This window comes from Catenulispora pinistramenti, assembly GCF_018274385.1.
In the GTDB taxonomy this organism is placed as follows: Bacteria; Actinomycetota; Actinomycetes; order Streptomycetales; family Catenulisporaceae; genus Catenulispora; species Catenulispora pinistramenti.
This window is the reverse complement of the sequence record NZ_JAAFYZ010000221.1, coordinates 1-18,018: the sequence shown is the minus strand read 5'-3', so window position 1 is coordinate 18,018 and position 18,018 is coordinate 1. Positions and strand designations below refer to the sequence as shown.

Below are 18,018 nucleotides of genomic sequence, written 5' to 3'. Positions count from 1 at the left end.
CCACCAAGCCCCGAACACCCTCCCCTCCGGCCACACCGCCGCCGCGATGGGCCTGTTCTTCGCGGCGCTCATCGTCGTCAGCCGCCGCTGGTACGTCCCGGTGACCGTGCTCGCACTCCCCGGTGCGGCCTTCGCCGGCGTGGCGACCGTGGCGGCCGACTGGCACCGGGTCTCCGACACCGCCGCCGCCGACCTGGTCGCGCTGGCGGTCGGGCTGCTCGGGCTGGCGGTGGCGGCGCAGATCGGTCTGGTGCGACCGGGACCGGTGGTCAGCCGCAGCAGCAGCCCCGGCCAGCGCCTGCTGTACGGCATCCTGCTGACCGTCGCGACGGCCGCGTTGGCCGTCGGCGCCGCCTACTTCGTGCGCTACCACGGCGCGACCTCGGAGTTGGCGCGCAACAACGCCGCTTACTGGGCCGCGCAGGCGTTCGCGCTCGGTGCGGCAGTCGCCGCGGCCGGCGCCATGCTCGCCGTGTGCCGGAACCTGGAGTCGGTGGGTCGGCGTCCGCCGCGCGGGCTGACGATCGAGGCACCGTGACTCACGGCGAGAGTTGTACGAGCCGTGAGCCATGAGTCGCGATCCGCGATCCATGAGCCGCGAGCGCGAGCCGCGACCCATGAGCCATGAGCCGCGAGCCAGGCCGCGCCACCCACCCGCTCACCCACAGATGGCGGGCAAGACGCGAAATGCCGCGTCCAGGCCCACCAGCCCCCTGACATAAGCATTCTCACCCGTTCGGGCGTACCGCTTCGGGGTGAACCGGATGCTCGGGGATCTATCGGGCATAACGCTGGTTAGGATCGGTCGCAGGCGTTGAACATCCGCGCCGTGTCGCCGACTCCGACGGCAAGACTTCTGCAACATCCGAGCGAGAAGAAATATGAGGATCGCGCATGGGCTCCGGGATGGCGGTCATCGGTCGGGACATCGCGGTGGACCTCGGGACCGCGAACACCCTGGTGTACGTACGCGGCCGAGGCATCGTCCTGAATGAACCCTCGGTGGTCGCGGTGGACACCACGACCGGCTCGGTGCTCGCGGTCGGCGCCGAGGCCAAGAAGATGATCGGCCGCACGCCCGGCAACATCGTGGCGATCCGGCCGCTCAAGGACGGGGTCATCGCCGACTTCGAAGTCGCCGAGCGGATGCTGCGCTACTTCATCCGCAAGGCGCACAAGCGACGCTGGCTGGCCCAGCCCCGGGTCATCGTCTGCGTCCCGTCCGGCATCACCGGCGTGGAGAAGCGCGCGGTGGAGGACGCGGCCAGCGCGGCCGGCGCGCGCAGCGTGCACCTGATCGAGGAGCCGATGGCCGCGGCGATCGGCGCCGGGCTGCCGGTACAGGAGGCCACCGGCAACATGGTGGTGGACATCGGCGGCGGCACCACCGAGGTCGCGGTCATCTCCTACGGCGGCATCGTCACCGCGCTCAGCGTGCGGGTGGCCGGCGACGAACTGGACAACGCGATCATCCAGTACGTCAAGAAGGAGTACTCGCTCCTGCTCGGCGACCGCACCGCCGAGGAGATCAAGGTGACGGTCGGCTCGGCCTGGGACGCCGGCGAGGAGACCCGCGCCGAGGTCCGCGGCCGGGACCTGGTCTCCGGCCTGCCGAAGGTGATCCTGCTGTCCTCCGGCGAGGTGCGCAAGGCGATCGAGGAGCCGGTCACGGCGATCACCGACGCCGTGCGCGACACCCTGGACAAGTGCCCGCCGGAGTTGGCCGGCGACATCATGGACCGCGGCATCGTCCTCACCGGGGGCGGCGCCATGCTGCACGGCCTGGACGAGCGGATCCGCGAGGAGACCGGCATGCCGGTGCACATCGCGGAGAACCCGCTGGACTCGGTGGTCCTGGGCTCCGGCCGCTGCCTGGAGGAGTTCGAGGCGCTGGCCCCGGTGCTGGGCACGCTGAACAACCGTCGCCGTACCGGGCGGAGGTAGCGCGGGAGCGTGCGTGAGGACAAGCGGACGAGGCTGCTGCTGGCGGTACTGCTGGCGGCGGCCTTCGCCATGATCACCGTGGATGCCCGGGCCGGGTCGCGTTCGCCGCTGCAGCCGCTGCGCTCCGGCGGCGAGGCGGTGTTCGGACCCGTGGAACGATCCGTCTCGGCGGCCGAGCGGCCGGTGGGCGATTTCGTGCACGGACTCGGCCACAGCAAGCGGGACCTGAAGGAGATCGCCCAGCTCAAGGCCCAGAACGCGGCGCTGCGGGTGCAGACCGAGACCGCGGCCGACGCCCGGGCCCGGGCCGCCGAACTCGACAAACTGCTGCACGTCGCCACGGTCGGCGGCTTCAAGACCATCCCGGCCCGGGTCCTGTCCTTCGCCCCGCAGCAGCAGGGCACGTGGTCGGCGACCATCGACGCCGGCACGCTGGACGGCCTGCGGCCGGGGATGACCGTGCTGGACGGCGACGGCCTGGTCGGCCGCACCGTCGCGGTCGGCCACGACACCGCCACCGTGCTGCTGGCCAACGACCCGCGCTTCACCGTCGGGGTGCGCACCCCGGGCACCGGCGGGGCCGGCGGCGGCCAGGTCGGCCTGGCCACCGGCGGCGGGGACGGCGGGTTCAGCGTGCAGTTCTTCGACCCGCAGGCCGACATCCCGCTCGGCACGCCGGTGCTGACCTTCGGCTCGGCCGGCGGCACCCCGTTCGTGCCCGGCGTGCCGCTGGGCACCGTGACCTCGGTGCAGCCCACGCCCGGCGCGCTGACCCGGACCGCGGTCGTGAAACCGTACGTCGCCTACGACGGTCTGCAGACCGTCGGCGTCGTGGTGGAACCGCCGCGCACCGATCCGCGAGACGCGCTGGTGGCGCACTGATCTGTACTGCCACCCGAAAATCTGTACTGCCACCCGAGGATCTGTACTGCCACCCGAGGATCTGTATTGCCGTCCGAGGATCTGCATTGCAGCCCGAAGATCTGTACTGCCGCCTGAAGATCCGTGCTAGCGCCCGGCCCGACCCCGAAGGAGTGTGACTCTTGAGACTCACCGGCTCCCTGGCCATGATCTGCGCCCTGGCCCTGGTCCTGGCGCTGCAGGACGTACTGCTGACTGCGGTGCACCTGCCACTGGCCGCTCCGGACCTGCTCCTGGCGGTGACGGCGGCGGTCGGCTTCGCGCGCGGCCCGCAGGCCGGGCTGCTCGTCGGCTTCCTGCTGGGCCTGGCCGCCGACATCACGCCGCCGGCCGCGCACGCGATCGGCAGCCAGGCGTTCGTGCTCTGCCTGTCCGGCTACCTGGCCGGCCGCGCCGCCGGGGCGGTGCAGGGCACGGTCCTGCGACCGGTCCTGATGGTCGTCTGCCTGGCCGCGCTCTCGCCGGTCCTGTACGCCGCGCTCGGCTTCGCGGTCGGCAGCGGCGAGTTCAAGGGCGTGCTGGCCGCCGCCGCGGCGTCCGCGCTGTACACCGGCGTGCTCGCCCCGTTCGCGATCCCGGTGGTCGGCTTCGTGCTCGGCCGCGGCGAGACCCGCGGCCTGCCCGCGCAGCGCTCGCACGGCCGCCTGCCGGGCGTCAAGACTCTGAATCGCCGCGCCTCGGCCGGCAGTACGCAGGTGTTATAGATGACTTCCGCTTCCAGTCGGCTTGCCGACCGGCGGCGCGCGCGGCTGATGGTGCTGCGGGTGCTGGTCCTGGCACTGCTCGGGACGCTGGTCGCCCGGCTGTGGTACCTCCAGGTGCGCACCGGCCAGACCTTCCGGGACGCCGCCGCCGCGAACGACGTCCGCACCGTGATCACCCCGGCGGTGCGCGGCGACATCCTCGACGACCTGGGCCGGCCGCTGGTCGACAACAAGTCGGCGCTGACCCTGTCGGTCGACCGCAACGCGCTGATGGGCACCAAGGACCACGGCGCCTCCACCCTGGCCCGGCTGGCCTCGGTGCTCGGCACCACGCCGCAGGCCATCTCCGAGCAGATCCGGCCCTGCACCGCGCAGGTGTCCAAGCCCTGCTGGAACGGCTCGCTGCTGCAACCGGTCCCGATCGCCCGCAACGTCTCGGTGCAGCAGGCGCTCGACGTCTCCGAGCAGCACGAGCTGTATCCCGGGGTGACCGCGGGCCCGGACACCGTCCGCCGGTTCCCGGCTCCCTACAACCTGAACGCCGCGCACATCCTCGGCTACCTGTCCCCGGTCACCGAGAAGGAACTGACCGCGGCCGAGGCCAAGGGCGAGGTGATGCAGCGCTCGGATCTGGTCGGCCGGGCCGGGTTGGAGGAGACCTACGACTCCTACCTGCGGGGCCAGGCCGGCCAGACCCAGGTCTCGGTGGACATCCTCGGGCACGCGCAGTCGACGCAGGCCAGCACCCCGCCGGTGAACGGCGACCACCTGGTGACCTCGATCGACGCCCGGATCCAGGCGGTGGCCGAGCGCGAGCTGAACAACGCGGTGAGCCGGGCCCGGTCGCAGATCTCGCCGATCGACGGCAAGCCGTACGTCGCCGACTCGGCGGCCACCGTCGTGATGGACGCCCGCACCGGCCGCGTGGTGGCGATGGCCAGCACTCCCACCTATGACCCCAACGTCTGGACCGGCGGCATCTCGCAGTCCGACTACGCCGCGCTGACCTCTGCCTCGGCCGGCACCCCGCTGCTGTCCCGCGCCTACCAGGGCCAGTTCGCGCCGGGCTCCACGTTCAAGGCCGTGACCACCGCCGCGATGCTCCAGGACGGGTTCAGCACCGGTACCTACGACTGCTCGCCGAACTTCTCCATCGGCGGGCAGAGCTTCCACAACATGGAGGGCGAGTCCTACGGCCCGATCTCGCTGAAGCGGGCGATCGAAGTCTCCTGCGACACCGTCTTCTACGGCGTCGCCTACCAGATGTGGCAGCGCGACGGCGGTCTTCACCCGATCGCCCACCCGCTGGAGCCGATCGCCACCATGGCGCACGCCTTCGGGCTCGGTGCCAAGACCGGCATCGACCTGCCCGGCGAGGCCGCCGGCGACATCCAGACGCGCGCGGAGAAGCAGTCGCTCTGGAACAACATGCACGGCATCTGGTGCAAGCGGGCCAAGGACGGCTACCCCGAACTGATGGGCTCGGACCCGACCCGAGCGCAGTACCTGCAGGCGATCGCCAAGGAGAACTGCGCCGACGGCTACGAGTACCAGCCCGGCGACGCCGTCATCTCGGCGATCGGCCAGGGCGGCGACCTGGTGACGCCGTTGCAGCTGGCGCGGGTGTACGCGGCCGTCGCCAACGGCGGCACCCTCTACCAGCCGCAGATCGGCCGGGCGCTCATCGCCCCGGACGGCAAGGTGGTCAAGGACATGGCGCCGATCGTGACCCGCAAGCTGCCGCTGTCCGGCTCGACGCTGGCGTTCCTGGCGGACGCGCTGCACGGTACCTCGATGGAGGGCACCGCCGGGCCGGCCTTCGCCGGCTGGCCGGAGAACGTGATCCCGACCTACGCCAAGACCGGGACCGCGGAAGTCTACGGAAAGCAGACCACGTCCTGCTTCGTCGGCTACGCCGGTACCGAGACCGGTCCGCGCTACGTCGTGGCGATGATGGTCTCCCAGGGTGGCACCGGTGTCGGGACCTCGGGGCCGTCGGTGGCGGCGATCCTGGCCGCGATCTACGGCGTGGACATGGGCCACCCGAACCCAAACAGCACACTTCCGACCGCGCTGCCGGTGGTGCGCCCCGACGGCCTGCTGCCCGCGCTCCCGCCGGCCACCTCGCTGCCGACGCCTCCGCCGCCGTCGCCGTCCCCCACCACGAACCAGTGAGCGCGCCGTGACCCTGAACCCCGCGATCAACAAGGGCCCGGCGGGCATGGCCATGCCGGTCGCCGAGACCCGGCGCCGCTCCAACCGGCTGCGCCGCTTCGACTGGACGCTGCTGGGCGCGGCGCTGGCACTGTCGGTGTACGGCGCGATCCTGGTGTGGTCGGCCACCCGCGGCCGCACCAACCTGACCGGCGGCGACCCGCAGTTCTTCCTCAAGCGGCACTTGCTGAACCTGGCGATCGGCGTGGTCCTGATGGCCGCGACCTCGCTGCTGTCCTACGCCTGGGTGCGCGCGGTCACGCCGGTCTTCTACGTGCTGGCGCTGCTCGGGCTGGTCGCGGTGCTCAGCCCGCTGGGCTCGACGGTGAACGGCGCGAAGTCCTGGATCGAACTCGGCGGCGGCTTCTCCATCCAGCCCGCCGAGTACTGCAAGGTCGCGGTGGTCCTGGGTCTGGCGGTGGTGCTGACGCTGCCGCCGACCAAGGGCGCGCTGTCCGGGATGTCGGAGCGGGACGACGCGGTCACCCCGCGCCGGATCGCCGCGGCCGCGCTGGTCGCCGGAGTGCCGACCGGCATCATCATGCTGCTGCCGGACCTGGGCTCGGCGATGGTGATCCTGGTCGCCACCGGCGGCCTGCTGGTCTTCGCCGGCACCAGCGGGCGCTGGCTGGCCGCGCTCGGCGCCGGCGCCGCGCTGGCCGCGGTCACCGCGACCCAGCTGCACCTGCTGGCCCAGCACCAGGTCAACCGGTTCGCGGCGTTCGCCGATCCGCACCTGGACCCGCAGGGCGTCGGCTACAACACCGCGCAGGCGCGGCTGGCCATCGGTTCCGGCGGCGTGCTGGGCAAGGGGCTGTTCAACGGCACCCAGACCAATGGCCGCTACGTCCCCGAGCAGCAGACGGACTTCGTCTTCACGGTCGCCGGGGAGGAGTTGGGCTTCGTCGGCGGGGTGGTCCTCATCGCGCTGTTCGGGGTGCTGCTCATGCGCGGCATCGCCATCGCCCGGCAGTGCGACGACCTGTTCGGCATGCTGGTGTGCGCCGGGGTGGTCAGCTGGTTCGCCTTCGAGACCTTCGAGAACATCGGGATGACGCTGGGGATCATGCCGGTCGCGGGCATCCCGCTGCCGTTCGTCTCCTATGGCGGGTCGTCGATGTTCGCCAGCTTCATCGCCATCGGGTTGGTGGAGAATGTGCGGTTGCGGTCCACCCGGCCGGCGATCACGGTGCAGTGAGCGCGGTCCGGAGATCTGATCAGCGGCCGGTAGTCGGCCGTCCGGTGATCGCGGGGGAACAGCCTGCGGGTAAGCGTTAGGCTGGTTGCGCGGCGTAGCCCGCCCGCCGGCGTGACTGGAGTCACATCGTCGGCGCGATCCCCGAGGTCAGTACCGTCGCCGAAATCTCCCAGAAAGCCCAAGGTCGAGTAGCCGATGCCAGTCGAATCCGTGTTCCCGCAGCTTGAAGCGGTCCTGCCGGGTGTGCAGAAGCCGATCCAGTACATCGGCGGCGAGCTGAACTCGACCGTCAAGGACTGGGACGCCTGTGACGTCCGCTGGGCCCTGATGTACCCGGACGCCTACGAGGTCGGCCTGCCCAACCAGGGCGTCATGATCCTCTACGAAGTCCTCAACGAGCGCGAGGGCGTGCTGGCCGAGCGGACGTACTCGGTGTGGCCGGACATGGAGAAGGCGATGCGGGAGCAGGGGATCCCGCAGTTCACCGTGGACGCGCACCGGCCGGTCAAGGACTTCGACGTGTTCGGCCTGTCCTTCTCCACCGAGCTCGGCTACACGAACATGCTCAACGCCCTCGACCTGGCCGGGATCCCGCTGGAGGCCGCGAGGCGGACCGAGGATCACCCGATCGTGCTGGCCGGCGGACACGCCGCGTTCAACCCGGAGCCGATCGCCGACTTCCTGGACGCCGCGGTCGTCGGCGACGGCGAGGGCGCGGTGCTGGCGATCACCGAGCTCATCCGGACCTGGAAGGCCGAGGGCCGGCCCGGCGGCCGCGAGGAGCTGCTGTTCCGGCTGGCCAAGACCGGCAACGTCTACGTGCCGCGCTTCTACGACGTCGAATACCTGCCGGACGGCCGCATCCGCCGGGTGGCGCCGAACCGGTCCGGCGTGCCGTTCCGGGTCGCCAAGCACACGGTCATGGACCTGGACGAGTGGCCCTACCCCAAGCAGCCGCTGGTCCCGCTGGCCGAGACCGTGCACGAGCGGATGTCGGTGGAGATCTTCCGCGGCTGCACCCGCGGCTGCCGGTTCTGCCAGGCCGGCATGATCACCCGGCCGGTCCGCGAGCGCTCCATCACCGGGATCGGCGAGATGGTCGAGAAGGGCCTGGCGGCCACCGGCTACGAGGAGGTCGGCCTGCTGTCGCTGTCCAGCGCCGACCACACCGAGATCGGCGACGTCGCCAAGGGCCTGGCCGACCGCTACGAGGGCACCAACACCTCGCTGTCGCTGCCCTCCACCCGGGTCGACGCCTTCAACATCGACCTGGCCAACGAGCTGTCCCGCAACGGCCGTCGCAGTGGTCTGACCTTCGCCCCCGAGGGCGGCAGCGAGCGGATGCGCAAGGTCATCAACAAGATGGTGACCGAGGAGGACCTGATCCGCACGGTCACCGCGGCCTACGGCGCCGGCTGGCGGCAGGTGAAGCTGTACTTCATGTGCGGGCTGCCCACCGAGACCGACGAGGACGTGCTGCAGATCGCCGACCTGGCCCGCAAGGTGATCCAGGCCGGCCGCGAGGCCTCCGGCACCCGCGACATCCGCTGCACGGTGTCCATCGGCGGCTTCGTGCCCAAGCCGCACACCCCCTTCCAGTGGGCCGGCCAGCTGGGCGCCGAGGCCACCGACGCCCGGCTGGTGAAGCTGCGCGACGCGATCCGCGCCGACCGCAACTACGGCAAGGCCATCGGCTTCCGCTACCACGACGGCAAGCCCGGCGTGATCGAGGGCCTGCTCTCCCGCGGCGACCGGCGGGTCGGCAAGGTGATCCGCGAGGTGTGGGAGCGCGGCGGCCGGTTCGACGGCTGGAGCGAGCACTTCTCCTACCAGCGCTGGGCCGAGGCGACCGAGACCGCGCTCGCCGACACCCCGGTCGACCTGGCCTGGTACACGACCCGCGAGCGCGAGTACAACGAGGTCCTGCCCTGGGACCACATCGACTCCGGTCTGGACCGGGACTGGCTGTGGGAGGACTGGCAGGACGCGCTGGAGGCGGCCGAGGGCGGCGGTGCCGAGGTCGAGGACTGCCGCTGGACGCCTTGTTACGACTGTGGTGTGTGCCCGCAGATGGGGACCGAGATCCAGGTGGGGCCGACGGGAGTGAAGCTGCTGCCGCTCACGGTCGTCTGACGTCTGGTCTGACACCTGGTTGGACGCGCTTGTCGGGGCGATGATCTCACCGCTACCCTGACCCCACCAGATCCGAACAGAATCAAACGGATCACAACAGCTGGGGTGAGGGTGGCGGTGAGCCTCGACACAGGATCGGTGACGTCGGCCGTGGACGGCGCGCGGCGTGGGTTCCTCGAGCGCTTCGGCGGCGAGCCCGCCGGGGTGTGGGCGGCGCCGGGACGGGTGAACGTCATCGGCGAGCACACCGACTACAACGACGGCTTCGTGCTGCCGATGGCCATCGACCGCGCCTGCTACGCGGCCGCCGCGCCGCGCGCGGACCGGATCCTGCGCGTCTACGCGGCGCAGCTGGACGAGATGGTCGAGGTATCGCTCGACGCCCTCGTCGGCCCTGGTTCGGCCGCCGACACCCGGGACGCCGCGAACACCGACATGGCGCCGCTGGCCGAACCCGCCGTCACCGGCTGGGGCGGCTACCCGGTCGGCGTCGCCTGGATCCTGCGGCAGGCCGGATTCCCGGTCGGCGGCGCGGACATCTACCTGACCAGCACGGTGCCGGTCGGCTCCGGGCTGTCCTCTTCGGCCGCCCTGGAATGCGCGACGGCGCTGGCGCTGGCCGGCGTCGCAGGGTTCGAGCTCACCACCCACGAACTCGCCTTGCACACCCAGCGCGCGGAGAACATCTACGCCGGCGTGCCCTGCGGCCCGCTGGACCAGATGTCCTCGGCGTTCGGCCAGGACGGCTCGGTGCTGTTCATCGACACCCGCAGCGGTGAGGTCCGGCCCCAGCCCTTCGACCTGACCGCCGAGGACGCGCTGCTGCTGATCATCGACACCCGGGTCTCGCACGCCCACGGCGAGAACGGCTACGCCGACCGCCGCGCGGCCTGCGAGCGCGCCGCCGAGTTCCTGGGTGTCAGGGCCCTGCGCGACATCCCGATGGAGGAACTGCCCGAGGCCTTCGCGAAGGTCTCGGTCGGCCTCGGCGAGACCTACGCGCGCCGGCTGCGGCACGTCGTCACCGAGGACGCCCGGGTCCAGCAGTTCGTCGCCATCTTGAACCACGAGCAGTTCTCGCTGCCGCCGCTGGGCCACCGGATGATGCAGTCCCACGCCTCCCTGCGCGACGACTACGAGGTCAGCGCCCCCGAGCTCGACCTGGCCGTGGCCACCGCCGTCGCGGCCGGCGCGCACGGCGCCCGGATGACCGGCGGCGGCTTCGGCGGCAGCGCCATCGCCCTGGTCGACCGGGCCGTCCTGGACGAGGTGCGGGACGCCGTCCGGGCCGCCTTCGCAGAGCACGGATACACCGAGCCCCAGTTCTTCCCCGCCGTCGCCTCGGCCGGCGCGCGCCGGATCCTGTGACGGAGACACCGAACCATGAACCTCGATCTGACCCGTACCGTCACCAAGCTCGCCGATGGCAGGGAGCTGATCTACTACGACGAGACCCCCGGCCAGGACCGCTCCGCCGCCGATGAGCGCGACCTGCCGACCGTGTCCACCACCAGCGAACTGCGCCGTGACCCGCTGACCGGCGAGATAACCGCGGTCGCCGGCCACCGCCAGGACCGCACCTTCCTGCCCGCGGCCGACCAGTGCCCGCTGGACCCCTCCCGGCCCGGCCACCTCAGCGAGATCCCGGCCGCCGACTACGACGTGGCGGTCTTCGAGAACCGCTTCCCATCGCTGGCCGGCGATACCGGCCGCTGCGAGGTCGTGGTCTTCAGCGCCGAGCACGCCTCCTCATTCGGCTCGCTGCCGGTATCGCGCATCCGCCACATCGTCGACGTCTGGGCCGACCGGACGGCCGAACTCGCGGCCCGCCCCGGGATCGAGTACGTGTACTGCTTCGAGAACCGCGGGGTCGAGGTCGGCGTCACCCTGCACCACCCGCACGGCCAGATCTACGCGTTCACCTTCGTCCCGCCCCGGATGCAGAAGATGCTGGACGTGGCGGTCGCGTACCACGAGAGCACCGGCGGCTGCGTGGCGTGCGACTCGCTGGCGGAGGAGAAGGCCGAGGGATCGCGGATCATCACCGCGGGGGAGTACTTCACCGCCTACGTGCCCTACGCGGGACGGTGGCCGTTCCAGGTGGACATAGTGCCGAACCGGCACGTGCCCGACATCCCGGCACTGACCTCGGCCGAGCGCGACGAACTGGCCGCCATCGGCAAGGACTGCGTGCAGCGGCTGGACGCACTGTTCGACGGCCCGATGCCGTACATCGGCTCCTGGTATCAGGCCCCTGTCGGTGCCGGTCGAACCGAGTCGCACCTGCGGTGGCAGCTCGCGGCGCTCCGACGCGCTCCCGGCAAGCTGAAGTACTTGGCGGGGACGGAATCCGGCGCGGGGGCGTTCATGAACGACATACGGCCGGAGCGGGCTGCCGCTATGTTGCGGGGCGAGGAATAGCCACCCACGTCAGTTGTGCGGCGAGGAATAATCACCCGCGCTAGTTGCGCGGCGTCCGAATCAGCAGACTGGCGAAGACGTCTTCGCCGCTGATCGCGGTGTAGGTGTGCGGGACGTCCGCTGTCCACGACACGTGCCCGCCGGGCCCGACCGTGAGGAGGGCGTCCGGCGGGCCAACCTTTGCCGTCCCGGTGAACACGGTGAGGTACTCCACGGTGCCCGGCGGGTGCGCGGGGGAGTGCTGCACATAACCGGGGCGGATGTGGAGCCTGAAGAGTTCGGTGTCGGTATCGGCGTCGGAGAACGTCTCCAGAAGCGAGGCTGACACCGCGGTTCCGTGGATCGTCTCCAGCGGCTTCTCGCCTTCTTGCGGCGGGTCGGGGAGCAGCGCGCCGATGGGGACGCCGAGGCGGCCGGCGATCGCGTAGAGCGTTTCGATCGTCGGGTTGCCGCGCGAGCCGTCCTCCAGGCCGGACAGGGTGGCTTTGCCTACGCCGGCGTCCCGGGCCAGGGCTGACAGGCTCACGTTCCGCTCGTGGCGCAGGCGGCGGATGCGGACGCCGATTCGGGTGGCGAAGTCTGGTGTCGTGCCGTCTCCCACGTTTGCAACCTACACCGAGAGGCGAGCTGGTACCTTGTTCCGTATACGGAACAGGGGAGGTCCGGCGTGGTTGGTGAGCGCTCCGCTCAGATTCCGGCGGCTCCGGCGATTCCGGCGACTCCGGACGCGCAAGCGCGCCGCCGGAACGCCGACCTCGGGCCGACGTTCGGGGCGGGCATCGTCACCGCCCTCGTCGGCTTCACGAGCTCGTTCGCGGTCGTGATCGCGGGCCTGCGCGCGGTCGGCGCCACCGAGCGCCAGGCGGCGTCGGGCTTGCTGGTTCTCAGCGTCCTGATGGGTGTCACAGGGATCGTATTCAGCGTCCGGCACCGGATGCCGATCAGCATCGCGTGGTCGACGCCTGGCGCCGCGCTGCTGGTGAGCGTCGGTGCGGGCCGTGCGCACGCCGGACATGGCGGCACGAGTGGCTATCGCGAGGCGCTGGGCGCGTTCGCGGTCGCGGGATTGCTGACCGTCGTGACCGGCTTCTCACGCAGGTTGACCAGCTGGATCGCACGGATCCCCGCTCCGATCTCGGCCGCGATGCTCGCCGGCGTGATCGCGCCGATCTGCCTGGAGTCCGCCCAAGCATCAGTACGCCTACCCCGCCTCGCGCTCCCGGCCGTCGCGGTGTGGGTGATCCTGGGCCGCTTCGCCAAGCGCTGGGCCGTCCCCGCGTCCCTGGCCACAGCTTTCGGCGGCCTCGCACTCGACCCCGCCACCCGCGGCCACCTGACCGGCGGGCTCCTCCCGACCCTCACGGCCACCACCCCCCGCTTCGATATCGGAACTCTGATAAGCCTCGCCCTGCCCCTCTACCTGGTCACGATGGCATCCCAGAACCTGGCGGGCATAGCAGTCATGCGCGGCTACGGCTACGAGCCCCCGATCCGCGAAGTCCTCATGGGCACCGGCGCCGCCACCACCCTCGGCGCCCCCTTCGGCGGCATAGCCATCAACTTCGCCGCCATCACCGCCGCCCTGGCCGCCAGCCCCGACGCCCACCGCGACCCAAACCGCCGCTGGATCGCCGCCGCCACCGCCGGCGCACTGTACGTACTGCTAGGCCTCGGCGCCGCAGCGGCGACAGCCCTCCTCATAGCCGCCCCACCCCTCCTGATCGAAGGCGTCGCAGGCCTCGCCCTCCTCCCCGCCCTCGGCGGCGCCCTGACCACAGCCCTCAACGACACCCGCTACCGCGAAGCCGCCACAGCAGCCTTCGTCACCACCGCATCCGGCATCACGGTCGCCGGCATCGGCGCCGCGTTCTGGGGCTTGACAGTCGGTCTCGGGCTGCTGGGCACCACACAGCTCCGGACAAAGACCACCACACCTGGAAACGTTGCCCACCAACGCAATGCGGCCTCGCCCCACAGCACCACCGAATGAACAACGTGTGACCGATGGCAACCATCACCTAGCACAGGGTGGACCCCAAGGCCCCAGATGGGTAGGCTGGCCCGTCGGATCTCAGCACCCAGATCTACAAGGGGAGAAGCAAAAGGTGTCCGCAAAGAAGCTCACGGCAGTCGCCGCGACAGCCCTCGCCGCAGCCACTTCTTTGGCGATGCCGGCGCACGCGACGAACACGCCCAACACGTTCCCGGGCGCGTCCAACGGACGGCTTACCGTCACAACAGGGGACAACCTCCTGCATTTCGATCCGAGCCAGAACGGTGGCATCGGCACCGAAGCGATGCCTTCCCATAAGGTCGTCGACGCGGAGTGGGCGCCGGACGGTAGCCGTGTTGCCTACATGGACGAGAACGGCAGCCTGATCACAGCTCGCTACGACGGCACTGACCCTGTGGTCGTGGCGACGGGTCTGGGCGGCGCTGCACATCCGACTTGGATGAGTGGTGGTAGCGAGGTTGTCTATGCCCATCAAGGGAACCTGTACCAGGTCCCGAGCCTCGGCGGCAGTGCTCCCGTTCTACTCGCGGCGGGGCATCAGCCGGGTGACACGGACTCGTCTCCGGAGGGCGGCCCTAACGGTTCCCTTGTGTTCCAGCGCGATCGTGGTGGTAACACCACGATTTGGATCTACAACGGGTACAACGGCACGGCCACCGGCCTGAACCACCTTGGTTTCTCGCCGTCGATCTCGCCGGATGGCAAGTCGATCGCTTTCATGCTTCCGGACAGCAGTGCCGTTCCGATCAACCAGATCTGGACCATCAACTCTGATGGGACGTCGCCGGTCCAGCTGACTCACGACACGACCACAGACCAGAAGTCGAATACACCGGTGTGGTCGCCTGATGGCGCGCAGATCGCGTTCAACGCCGGAGGCGATATCCGGGTCATGCTGGCGCAGCAGAACGCGCCGGAGACAGCGCGGATCCCGGCCATCACCGGTCGCCTTTCCTGGCAGCCCGAGGCCGATCCGAACAAGCCCGCGTCGGCCTCCAACCCCGTCAACCTCGTAGAGCGCCTAGACGGCCCCGACCGCATCGGCACCGCGGATCAGGTCTCGGGTTGGTCCTACGCCAATCAGCAGGCGAATGTTGTCGTGCTTGCGCGGCAGGACATCTTCGCTGATGCGTTGGCTGGGTCTGCGCTTGCTGCTCGTTTTCATGGGCCGCTGCTGTTGACGCCTACGGGGAACCTTGATCCGCGGACGCTTGCTGAGATGAAGCGGGTGCTGAAGCCGGGTGCGTTTGTGTACGTGCTGGGGCAGACGCAGGCTATTTCGGCGAAGACGTTTGAGCAGGTCGCGGCGGCGGGGTTCCGGCCGACGCGGATTGGTGGGCAGGATCGGTTCCAGACGGCGGTGGACATCGCTGAGACGATTGTTCCGGACTACAGCCACAATCCTGTGACCATTCTGACTGCGACTGGGCTTAACTACCCTGACGCGCTGGCGGCTGGTGCGGTGGCGGGTTCGCGGCCGAACACGGTGGTTGTGCTGACCTCCGACAAGAAGATGCCGCCGGAGACGCAGGCGTTCCTGAATGCGGTGCCGCAGCGGACTGTGTTCGGGGTGGGTGGCGAGGCGGTTTCCGCGCTGAGTTCCGCGCGGATTCCCGGCGCGCCTGTGTTCGGTGCGGACCGGTTCGTCACTGCGTCGATCGTGGCGCACACGTTCTTCGGTGGTCCGCAGGTTGTGGGGATCGCGACTGGTTACAACTTCCCCGACGCGCTCGCCGGTGGTGCGCTGGCCGGCAGTGTCGGCGGTCCGCTGCTGCTGACCGGTCCGACCGGGCTGCCCAGTGAGACGGCCGACTACCTGCGGAGTGCTTCGGGTTCGGTGTCCGACGCGGTCATGTTCGGTGGTCCCGCGGTCATCGACGACGGGCTGCAGAACCAGGTCGGCGACCTGATCGGTCAGCCCGGCCAGTGGGAGTACGCCGAGAACAACCCGTCGGCGCACGTCGGCCCCCGGTAAGCCGAGGGGCGATACCAGCCCGCCGCGAGCGGCATTAGCCAGCTTGTACGAGGGGGCGACGGAGCCGATGGGCGCCGTCGCCCCCTCGGCGTGTGCGCGGGGAGCGGTGAATGGTGGATACAAACCGCTGATACGCCTATATCGCGCCGGGACTCGGCTACCCACAGTAACCGCCTCACCAAACCGGCTATCCTGACAATCAACCAACCCGTACCCCCGAGGAGACCCAACCCCCGTGGCCCGCATGCCCGACGGACCGGCGCCGCCGCCGACCGTCCAGAAGCTCCGCATCCGCTACGCCAAGCGCGGACGGCTCCGCTTCACCAGTCACCGTGACATCCAGCGTGCCTTCGAGCGGGCGTTGCGGCGGGCGCGGGTGCCGATGGCGTACTCCGCGGGGTTCACGCCGCATCCGAAGGTGTCGTGGGCTGGTGCCGCGCCGACCGGAGTGGCCAGTGAGGCCGAGTACGTCGAGATCGGCGTGACGCGCGCTCTGGTCCCCGCCGAGTTGGCCGCCGCGCTGGACGGGTCGTTGCCCGCCGATCTGGACATCCTCGAGGTCGTCGAGGCCGCCACGCCCAACCTGATGGAGCGGCTGGAGGCCTCGGTGTGGGAGATCCGGCTGCCCGGGGTCGAGCCGAAGGCGGCGTTCGACGCGGTCGCGGCTTTCGTGGCGGCGCCGGAGGTGCTGGTCGAGCGGATGACGAAGAACGGGGTGCGGACGTTCGACGCGCGGGCGGCCGTGACCGCCATGGAGGCCGCGGGTGGCGAGTCCGACGGTGCTGAGCCGGCTGCCGATGGGGCCGGTCGTGCCGGTGGCGTCCGTGACGCCGCCGAAGGTGACGGCGTTTCCGCAGGTGAGAGCGGTGTCGGTGAGGGTGACGGGCGTCAGGATCGCCCCTGTGCGATACTGCGACTAGTCGTGCGGCACCTGACACCCGCCGTACGGCCCGACGACGTCCTGACCGGACTCGGTCGTGTGGCAGGCCTGGTGCCGCCCGTCCCGCCCCAGGTGACGAGGCTGGCGCAGGGGCCGCTGCGTGACGGATCCGACGCGACGCCGGCCAGTGTGAGCGTGGAGGCGCTGTCCGATCCCCTGGATCCGGACCGGGTCGCCGCGGGGTCGGCGGGCGAGAGGTGAGACGGCCGGTGACGTCGAGAGCACGACCTAACCAGACTTCTCGTCAGGTCGGCGGCCGGCCCCGTTAAGCGTCGGCCGCACCGGACAGACGAGGCGAAGAGACCACAACAGCCACCTGTGTGGCGCCGCAGAGCACCCGGATCTGTCAGGGATTCGCCGGCTGTGCCCATCGTCCGCCGTATCTGCGGCGACGATGTGGGGCACCGCTTCGCGCGCGCCCGGGGGGCATGACGGGAGAACCGCCCGGATGCTCGACAACGAGCCCACCGGCGTCCCCGGCGAACAGCCGGATTCGACGCCCGACGCGCAGGACGCGGCCCTTTCGGCCGCCACGAACGAAGGCGAGGCGCCCAAGCGCCAGCGCCGCCGGACGGCCAGCCGCCCGGCCGGACCGCCGCAGCCCCCGGAGGCGGGAGCCGAGGCCACGGCCTCGGACGACGCCGCCGCGGAGCCCGAGAGCAAGCCCAAGCGGGCCCGCAAGACGGCGGCCAAGAAGGTCGCCGCACCGGAGCCGGTCGCGGAAGCGGCGGGGGACGGGGAGAGCGAACCCGCTGCGAAGAAGACCACGCGGGCCAGGACCCGCAAGAAGGCTGCCGAGGCTGAGCCGGTAGCGGCCGCAGAGACAGCAGAGACAACAGCAGCCGAGACCGCGAGCACTGGGGCTGCGGGCCAGGCTGCCGTGACGGACGAGTCCGAGTCGGCCGCCAAGGCCACCCGGACCCGCACCCGCCGCCGGGCGACGTCCGATGGCACGCTCGCTGAGCAGGCGACCGAGGCCGACGCCGAGACTGCTGGTGGCCGGGGCGCCACCGCCGCAGCCGCTGAGCAGACTGACGCTGGTCGCACCAGCGCCGCCACAGGCACCCGCGCCGGCACCACGAAGCGCGGCGCCCGCTCGGCCGCCGACCGCGACCGGACCGCCGACCGCGACCGCGACCAAACCGCCGAAAGCACCGAGGCCACGCCCGGCGCCGACACCGCCTCCGGCCAGTCCGAACCGGCCGCCCGCACTCGCACCCGCCGCCGCGCCACCTCGGCCGGCACCGCCGCCGAGCAGGCAAGCGCCGCGCAGAGCACGGACGCGTCCGCAGCCGGCCGGCAGAGCGCCGCCGACGCGTCCGCGTCGAGCCAGCAGGCCGCCACCACCGAGCCCGAGGCCGAGGCCGACACGGCATCCCGCCCCGCCGCCCTCGCCTTGCCGTCAACCAACCCCTTCGCGGCCCCGCAGATCCCGGCCAAGGGCCCGAAGTCCGGCAAGCAGGCGAAGTCCGCGCAGGCCGCCCCGGCTGCCGCCACCCAGGCCGCAGCCGGCGCCGCCACCGCGCCCGCCGCCGACCAGCCCCACCCCGACGC

At 70.9% G+C, this 18,018-nt stretch carries 13 protein-coding genes and 1 pseudogene; 13 read left to right on the top strand and 1 reads right to left on the bottom strand.

Going from position 1 to position 18,018, the window contains the following annotated elements:
• The 9 genes from KGQ19_RS39465 to galT all read left to right on the top strand — a co-directional run.
• On the top strand, positions 1–538 hold a 538-nt coding region (locus KGQ19_RS39465; RefSeq protein WP_212019031.1), incomplete at its 5' end, for a phosphatase PAP2 family protein.
• A gap of 368 nt (positions 539–906) precedes the next feature.
• Positions 907–1,944 carry a rod shape-determining protein gene (locus tag KGQ19_RS39460; protein ID WP_194897280.1) on the top strand — a complete coding sequence of 346 codons (1,038 nt, stop codon included), beginning with the start codon at positions 907–909 and terminating at the stop codon, positions 1,942–1,944.
• 9 nt (positions 1,945–1,953) lie between these two features.
• Positions 1,954–2,826 (top strand): rod shape-determining protein MreC, encoded by an 873-nt coding sequence (gene mreC / locus KGQ19_RS51415; protein WP_212019029.1) that lies wholly within the window; start codon positions 1,954–1,956, stop codon positions 2,824–2,826.
• A gap of 161 nt (positions 2,827–2,987) precedes the next feature.
• Entirely contained in the window at positions 2,988–3,569 is a 582-nt protein-coding gene (mreD, locus tag KGQ19_RS39450) for a rod shape-determining protein MreD (RefSeq protein ID WP_212019027.1), read from the top strand.
• Positions 3,570–5,744 carry a penicillin-binding protein 2 gene (mrdA, locus tag KGQ19_RS39445; RefSeq protein WP_212019025.1) on the top strand — a complete coding sequence of 725 codons (2,175 nt, stop codon included), beginning with the start codon at positions 3,570–3,572 and terminating at the stop codon, positions 5,742–5,744.
• A gap of 46 nt (positions 5,745–5,790) precedes the next feature.
• The gene (gene rodA / locus KGQ19_RS39440) at positions 5,791–6,981 is read left to right on the top strand and encodes a rod shape-determining protein RodA (protein ID WP_230420144.1); all 1,191 of its coding nucleotides are present in this window, start codon (positions 5,791–5,793) and stop codon (positions 6,979–6,981) included.
• A gap of 195 nt (positions 6,982–7,176) precedes the next feature.
• Positions 7,177–9,114: a TIGR03960 family B12-binding radical SAM protein gene (locus KGQ19_RS39435; RefSeq protein ID WP_212019021.1), complete on the top strand. Its 1,938-nt coding sequence runs from the start codon at positions 7,177–7,179 to the stop codon at positions 9,112–9,114.
• Positions 9,115–9,225: 111 nt separating this feature from the next.
• Entirely contained in the window at positions 9,226–10,482 is a 1,257-nt protein-coding gene (gene galK, locus KGQ19_RS39430) for a galactokinase (RefSeq protein ID WP_212019033.1), read from the top strand.
• Positions 10,483–10,497: 15 nt separating this feature from the next.
• On the top strand, positions 10,498–11,535 hold the full coding sequence (gene galT, locus KGQ19_RS39425; RefSeq protein ID WP_212019019.1) for a galactose-1-phosphate uridylyltransferase: 1,038 nt from the start codon (positions 10,498–10,500) through the stop codon (positions 11,533–11,535).
• Between the two features lie 40 nt (positions 11,536–11,575).
• On the opposite strand, the gene KGQ19_RS39420 is transcribed toward galT, so the two are convergent.
• A complete protein-coding gene (locus KGQ19_RS39420; RefSeq protein ID WP_212019017.1) occupies positions 11,576–12,136 on the bottom strand; it encodes a helix-turn-helix domain-containing protein in 561 nt (186 codons plus the stop codon).
• 66 nt (positions 12,137–12,202) lie between these two features.
• Here KGQ19_RS39420 and KGQ19_RS39415 point away from each other — a divergent pair, with 66 nt between their 5' ends.
• The 4 genes and pseudogenes from KGQ19_RS39415 to KGQ19_RS51410 form a co-directional block, all read left to right on the top strand.
• A complete protein-coding gene (locus KGQ19_RS39415; protein WP_212019015.1) occupies positions 12,203–13,525 on the top strand; it encodes a benzoate/H(+) symporter BenE family transporter in 1,323 nt (440 codons plus the stop codon).
• Between the two features lie 115 nt (positions 13,526–13,640).
• Positions 13,641–15,524: a cell wall-binding repeat-containing protein gene (locus KGQ19_RS52290; RefSeq protein ID WP_212019013.1), complete on the top strand. Its 1,884-nt coding sequence runs from the start codon at positions 13,641–13,643 to the stop codon at positions 15,522–15,524.
• 244 nt (positions 15,525–15,768) lie between these two features.
• Complete coding sequence (locus KGQ19_RS39405; RefSeq protein ID WP_230420140.1) at positions 15,769–16,665, top strand: TIGR03936 family radical SAM-associated protein; 897 nt, start codon at positions 15,769–15,771, stop codon at positions 16,663–16,665.
• A gap of 247 nt (positions 16,666–16,912) precedes the next feature.
• Positions 16,913–18,018 (top strand): annotated as a pseudogene (locus KGQ19_RS51410) (hypothetical protein); the annotation flags it as partial.

Excerpts from the sequence above, each read along its gene's own strand:
- KGQ19_RS39435 (WP_212019021.1), top strand. The coding sequence starts at position 7,177 with ATGCCAGTCGAATCCGTGTTCCCGCAGCTTGAAGCGGTCCTGCCGGGT.
- galT (WP_212019019.1), top strand. The coding sequence starts at position 10,498 with ATGAACCTCGATCTGACCCGTACCGTCACCAAGCTCGCCGATGGCAGG.
- mrdA (WP_212019025.1), top strand. The coding sequence starts at position 3,570 with ATGACTTCCGCTTCCAGTCGGCTTGCCGACCGGCGGCGCGCGCGGCTG.
- KGQ19_RS39460 (WP_194897280.1), top strand. The coding sequence starts at position 907 with ATGGCGGTCATCGGTCGGGACATCGCGGTGGACCTCGGGACCGCGAAC.
- rodA (WP_230420144.1), top strand. The coding sequence starts at position 5,791 with ATGGCCATGCCGGTCGCCGAGACCCGGCGCCGCTCCAACCGGCTGCGC.
- KGQ19_RS39405 (WP_230420140.1), top strand. The coding sequence starts at position 15,769 with ATGCCCGACGGACCGGCGCCGCCGCCGACCGTCCAGAAGCTCCGCATC.